At 73.7% G+C, this 6398-nt stretch carries 4 protein-coding genes; 1 reads left to right on the top strand and 3 read right to left on the bottom strand.

The genetic code is table 11. The features are described 5' to 3' along the window. Positions 1 to 21: 21 nt before the first annotated feature. Together prfA and rpmE are read right to left on the bottom strand one after the other, a co-directional pair. Positions 22 to 1110, bottom strand: coding sequence for a peptide chain release factor 1 (gene prfA, locus E1211_RS29545; RefSeq protein ID WP_132353103.1), 1089 nt, complete (start codon positions 1108 to 1110; stop codon positions 22 to 24). A 108-nt stretch (positions 1111 to 1218) separates the two neighbouring features. Then, positions 1219 to 1443 carry a 50S ribosomal protein L31 gene (gene rpmE, locus E1211_RS29540; protein ID WP_120679469.1) on the bottom strand — a complete coding sequence of 75 codons (225 nt, stop codon included), beginning with the start codon at positions 1441 to 1443 and terminating at the stop codon, positions 1219 to 1221. 297 nt (positions 1444 to 1740) lie between these two features. On the opposite strand from rpmE, the gene E1211_RS29535 reads away from it, so the two are divergent. After that, a complete protein-coding gene (locus tag E1211_RS29535) occupies positions 1741 to 2637 on the top strand; it encodes an AAA family ATPase (RefSeq protein ID WP_132353101.1) in 897 nt (298 codons plus the stop codon). A 39-nt stretch (positions 2638 to 2676) separates the two neighbouring features. Here E1211_RS29535 and E1211_RS29530 read toward each other — a convergent pair whose 3' ends face one another. Beyond that, entirely contained in the window at positions 2677 to 6093 is a 3417-nt protein-coding gene (locus tag E1211_RS29530) for a phosphodiester glycosidase family protein (protein WP_132353099.1), read from the bottom strand. Positions 6094 to 6398: the final 305 nt, after the last annotated feature.

Raw genomic sequence — 6398 nt, 5'->3', positions numbered from 1 at the left:
GCCCGGGGGCCAGGGAGGGGGTTAGCGGCGGGTCAGTTCGGTGTCGCCGGCCAGGCGGGCGGCGCGGTCCGCCTCGGCGAGCGCGTCGAGCACGCCGTCGAGGTCACCGGCGAGGGCCAAGTCCAGGTTGTACGCGGTGTAACCGATCCGGTGGTCGGTGATCCGGTTCTGCGGGAAGTTGTAGGTGCGGATCCGCTCCGAGCGGTCCACGGTGCGTACCTGCGCCTTGCGCGCGTCCGAGGCGGCCGCGTCAGCCTGCTCCTGCGCCGCCGCGAGCAGCCGGGCCCGCAGGATGCGCATCGCCTGCTCCCGGTTCTGCAACTGGGACTTCTCGTTCTGGCAGGACACCACGATGCCGGTCGGCAGGTGGGTGATCCGGACCGCCGAGTCGGTGGTGTTCACCGACTGCCCGCCAGGGCCGGACGAGCGAAAGACGTCGATCCGCAGCTCGTTCGGGTCGATCGTGACGTCGACCTCCTCGGCCTCCGGCAGGACGAGCACGCCGGCCGCGCTGGTGTGGATACGACCCTGCGACTCGGTGACCGGGACGCGCTGCACCCGGTGCACGCCGCCCTCCCACTTGAGGCGGGACCAGACCCCGTTGCCGCCCTCCGGCACGCCCTTGGTCTTGATCGCCAGCGAGACGTCCTTCATCCCGCCGAGGTCGGAGTCCTGGGCGTCGATCACCTCGACCAGCCAGCCCCGACGCTCGGCGTACCGGGTGTACATCCGCAGCAGGTCGCCGGCGAAGAGTGCCGACTCCTCGCCCCCCTCGCCGGCCTTGATCTCGACGATCACGTCCTTCGCGTCGTGCGGATCGCGCGGGATCAGCAGCTCCGCCAGCCGCTCCTCGAGCGCGGGCAGCGTCCCCGCGATCGACTCGACCTCGGCGGCGAAGGAGGGATCCTCGGCGGCCAGTTCCCGGGCGGCGGCCAGGTCCGCGCGCGCCTGGGCGAGCTCACCGGCGGCCTTGTGCAGCGGCACCAGTTCGGCGTACCGGCGACCGACCCGGCGCGCGACCGCCTGGTCGGCGTGGATGGCCGGATCGGCCAGCCGCTTCTCCAGGTCCATGTACTCGTCGAGAAGGGCGGCCAGACGCTCGCTGCTCATGCTGCGGATGCTCCTTCGAGGCGAGGACGGACGCCGGAGAGGAACCGGCGGGAATACGGACGGCGCCCGCGTCCGGCGGGAAACCGGACGCGGGCGCCGAACGAGGAGTTACTTGGCCTTCTTGGCCTGAACCTTGGCGTACTTCTGCTGGAACTTCGCGACCCGACCGGCGGTGTCCAGCACGCGCTGCTTACCGGTGTAGAACGGGTGGCAGGCGCTGCAGGTCTCGACGCTGATCTCGCCGCCCTTGGCGGTGCTGCGGGTCGTGAACGTGTTGCCGCAGGAGCAGCGGACCTCGGTGGTCACGTACTCCGGGTGGATGTTGGGCTTCATGTCGCCTCGGTCCTTTCGTCGGTGGTCGCCGGGTCGCCGTCGCCACCCGCCGCACGTACGACGGGCTCAGGCGTGAACCGGAACCGGTGGCCGATTGACCAGTGTGCCATGGGTGCGTGCCCGGCCCGTCATCGGGCGGCACGCCTGGTCCGGCATCGACAACGCGCGGCGTCCCCCTGGCATTCCCGCCCGCCGTCCGGGCATTCACCCGGCACCCGGCGCCGGCGTCGTACCCCGCGCGGGGCACTACCGCCCCGGCGCCGGCGACGGCCGGACGGAGACACGGAGGTGTGCGCGATGCCCCGCCTGATCGCGACCCGCGGGCTGCCCGCCTCGGGGAAGAGCACCTTCGCCCGTACGCTCCAGCCGTCCGTGGTCCGGGTGAACCGCGACGACCTACGCCGGATGCTGCACGGCGAGCGGTTGTTCACCCAGTGGGCGGAGGCGCAGGTGACCACCGCCCAGCGAGCCCAGGTCGAGGCGCTGCTGCGGGCCCGGGCCGACGTCTGCGTCGACGACACCAACCTGCGCGCCCGGACGCTGCGGGACTGGGCCGAGCTGGCCGCCCGGTACGGCGCCGAGTTCGAAGTGCACGACTTCACCGATGTGCCCCTGGAGGAGTGCCTGCGCCGGGACGCCGCACGGCCGGAGCCGGACCGGGTCGGTGAGGCCGCGATCCGTCGCCTGCACGAGCGCTACCTGGCGGGGCGACCCCTGCCGCTGCCGGTGCCGCAGGCCCGCACCGGCCGCCCGAAGCGGGCGCATCCGGCCCCGGCCGGAGCGCCGGAGATCGTCCTGGTGGACATCGACGGCACCGTCGCGCTGAACGTCTCGCGCAGCCCGTACGACATGACGCGGGTCGCCGAGGACAAGCCGAACGAGGCGGTGATCGCCGCGGTCCGGGCCATGCACGCGGCGGGGTACGGCGTGGTCTTCTGCTCCGGCCGGGACGCCTCGGCGCGTACCGACACGGTGGCGTGGCTGGCGCGGCACGTCCGGGTGCCGTATCTCGCGCTGCACCTGCGGGCGGTCGGCGACTCCCGGAAGGACTCGGTGGTCAAGCGGGAGATCTACGAGCGGGAGGTACGGGACCGCTACCGGGTGGTCGGTGTCTTCGACGATCGGGCGCAGGTGGTGCGGATGTGGCGGTCCCTGGGCCTCACGGTGTTCCAGGTCGCCGAGGGCGACTTCTGAGCGCAGGGGGCCCCGGTCGCCGGGGCCCCCTGACCGTGCTCAGGCGGCGGCGCGCGCCGCCGTGGTGATGGCGGCGTCGGCGCGTACGCCGTTGACCGTCACCGAGAGCACCAGCGAGGCGCCGGGACGCAGCGCGGTGAGCCGGCCGGTCGCCGGGTCGAACCAGGCCACGTGCCACGGCCGCAGCCCGGTCACCGGCCCGATGTGCACGCTCGGCGAGGCGGACCAGTCGGCGCTCACCGGCGCGGCCACCGGGACCGTACGCCCACCCGGCTGGGTCAGCGTGGCGGTGACCGTGACCGGGTGGGCGAGCGTGACGCTGGCCGGGGCGTTCACGGCGAGCCGGTCGGTGTGCGCGTGCATCTCGGCCGTCACCCAGCGCGGCCCCTCGGCGAGCGGGTCCCGTCGGGCCCGGTCGGCCTCGGCCGCGCTGACCGGGTCGACGCCGAACTCGGTCCAGCCGGTGAAGCCGCCCCGGTCGGCCGGGGTGGACGGCGTCTTGCCGGAGTTGCCGTTGATCACATACGGGACCCCGTCCACCCGCTCGGCGTGGAAGGTCCCGACGTGCCCGCCCACGAAGAGCGCGCCCTTGCCGGTGCGGTGCTGGAAGTCGGCGAGCCACTGCTCCAGCAGCGCCGCCTCCTTCCGGTCGCCGAGCTGGCTCGCCTGCGCGGGGCTGGGGTCGCGCGGTGGGTGGTGGTGCAGGACGACGACCGAGCCGACGGCCGGGTCGGTGGCCGCCGAGTCGAGCGCCTCACGCAGCATCCGCACCTGGTCGAAGCCGCCAGCGCGCAGCGAGCCGGTCGAGGTGTCCAACGTCACGAACCGCGTGCCCCGGTGGTCGAAGACCCGTGAGGTGTCGCCGAACACGGCCCGGAAGTTGCTGATCGGGGCACCCATGATCTCGTGGTTGCCGGGCACGTAGTACCAGGGCAGTTCGTCCCCCAGCTCCTCGTCCAGCAGCCGCTTCGCCAGCGCGAAGTCGGCCGGGTACGCGGTGTCCACCAGGTCACCGTTGATCACCAGGAAGTCCGGCCGGGACGCCCTGATCTCGCGTAGCGTCCGGCGGGCCTGGGCGACCAGCTCGCTCTCCGGGTCGGCCGCGACGAACTGGGCGTCGGACATCACCGCGAAACGCCACGGCGCGGCGTCGACGGTGCCGTCGGTGACCACCACCCGGTCGGTGCGCGGCTGTTCGGCGGGTACGTCCACCGACGGGGGCACCTTGGCCACCAGGTCGTCGATGACGATCTCGCTGCTGTACTGGGCGGCGGCGTCGGTCTCGGCCACGTAGAACCGCCGCACCCGGACCGGGTACTGGACGCCGGCCGGTACGGCGAACTCGACGTACCGCCACCCGGTCCAGGTGATGTAGGGCCCGCGCAGCACGTGCTGGGTGTCCTGGGCGTCGTGCAGGTGCAGGCTCGGCCACTCCCCCTTGCCGTTGCCGTATATCCACATCCCGAACGCCTGCGGCTGACCGGGGACCTCGATCCAGGCCGGCGGGTCGGCGTACGCGGCGCGGGTGCCGGTGGACTGACCGAAGTCGTACGAGAGTTTCAGGCCGGTGCCGGTGTGACCGGGCGCCGGCGCGACGGATCCGCTCGCCCGGGCCTGGCTGAACCGCCAGGCGGCCGCGTCCTCGAAGTCCGCCACCGGTTGGTCGGTCAGCCCGATGGTGATCGGGACGACGGTGCGCGCCCTGCCGACGTGGACGGTGACGAGGGCGGCGCCGGTGTCGCGCAGCGCGGTGACCGTGAGGTTGCCGTCGTCGTCGGGGACGATCCGCAGCAGGTCGTGGTCGTACTCCAGCTCCAGGTCGGCGGGTTCGATCGGGGCGGTGTTCCCCTCGGCGTCGCGCCCGACCACCCCGAAGCGCGCGCTGCCGTCGAGCCCGGTCAGGCCGACCCGCTCCACCGTGCTGTCGATGCCGGCGAGCGGGCCGAGCACGGTGAGGTCGAGCGATCCGGTGGCGCCGCCCCGGCGCGCGGTGACGGTCGCCGGGCCGGGGAGCAGGGCGTGGAAGACGCCGTCGCCGTCCACCCGGCCGCGCGTCGCGGGCCGGGTCTGCCAGCTCGGCGTGCCAGCGGCCGGGCCGTACGTCTCGTCGTGGCCGGCCGCGGTGAGCCGGCGGGTGAGCCCGGGGAAGACCCGGTCCGGCCGGCCGCCGCGGACCGGGGAGACGCCGGGCGCCGCGGTCGGGTCGCTGGCGGTCTCCACCCAGTAGCCGGCGAGTCGCCCGCTGCCCTTCGGGGCGTAGAGGGCGAGCCCGTTGGGGACGGCGCGCTCGGCGCCGTCCGACGGGCTGTTCTCCACCTGGACGGCCGCCGCGCCCGGCTCCCGGGCGAGCAGCGTCGAGGAGCCGCCCCCGTCGAGGTTGAGCGCGTTCTGCGCGCCCAGCTCGGCCATCATCCGGCCCATCTCGGTCTGCGTGACGCCCCGGCTGTCGACCTGCCGGCCGTCCACGGTCAGCATGATCATCTTCCGGCCGTCCGCGCTGAAGCCGACCGCGGTGCGTGGCGCCAGCGTCGGGTCGGAGATCGTCTGCACCACGCCGTCGCGGACCAGCACGTTGCCGCCGCCGACCGCGGCGTGCAGGCTGCTGCCGTCGGACGGCTTCGGCTGCCAGGTCACGTTCACCGGGTCACCGGGCCGTAGCCCGGCGAGCGCGTCGGCGCCGCCCTCCCGGCCCAGCAGGAGGGTGGTTCCGGCGGGGATCGGTCCGCTGCCCGCCACCGGCTCCACCCGGGCGACGCGGCCGTCCACCACGGCGACCTCGGTGACGCGCGTCGCGCCGGAGACCGCACGCTCGCGGGGGTACGTCCCCCAGAGCGCGGTGAACACCCCGACGCCGCCGGTCTGGACCAGGTTGTTGAACTGGGTGAGCGGGACCGGGCCGGTGGGCAGGGTGGCGGTGCCGTCGAAGTTCACCTCGATGACCCGGCCGACGCCCTGGCTCGTCACCGCCACCGCGTTCCGGTGCCCGCTGACCGCCGACTGGATCAGCTCGCCGTCGCGGATGCCGACGCCCTGTGCGGCGCCGGAGTTGTTGATGTCGAAGAAGTCCCCGTTGACCGCGGCGACCGCACGGGTACGGTCCGCGGCGGCGCGCAGCGGCTCCGCCCGGCTGACCGCGCCGGAGTTGACGTAGTCCACGGTGACGCCGCCGCTGAGATCGGCGGTGAGGGCGTCGGCACGCAACCACCCTTGGGCGTCGTACCGGTCGAACGAGGTGAGCTGGACCCCGGGCGCGACCGGACGGCTGGTCTTCGCGGTCTCCAGCCCACCGGCGGGCTCGACGTCGAGGGCGGTGGCCACGGCGGTGGTGGCCGCGACGGGGGTGCCGACGCCGGCGGGGGTCGGCGCGGCGGTGGCCGGTGGCGGGCCGGCCAGGGTGAGCAGGGGCGTCAGCAGCAGGACGCCGGCGAGGTGGGCGGATCGTCTGCGGGTACGCATGGACGACAGTCAACCGGACAATGAATAGAAGTTTCAATAGCGAGCAGGTGAATGGAAGAAAACTGCACGGACACCCGGCGAGGTCGACCCTCGCCCACGCCGGGTGGATTCCGGGTGACCCCCCGAGACGGTCACCCAGCGCGACCGCCGGAGCCGAACCGACGCGCCACCGGACATCACCCTGCGTTACCACAACAAGTCGGGCGGCAACTCCCTCCACGTAGCCGTCCGAAGTGGAGCATCGAGCCGGCAGCCCCGCCGACGGCGGCATCGCAGGAGGGGCCGGACAGCAGGAGGGGCACGGC

It is taken from the genome of Micromonospora sp. 15K316 (assembly GCF_004348525.1).
GTDB lineage: Bacteria > Actinomycetota > Actinomycetes > Mycobacteriales > Micromonosporaceae > Micromonospora.
This window is presented reverse-complemented; position numbering and strand designations above follow the sequence as displayed.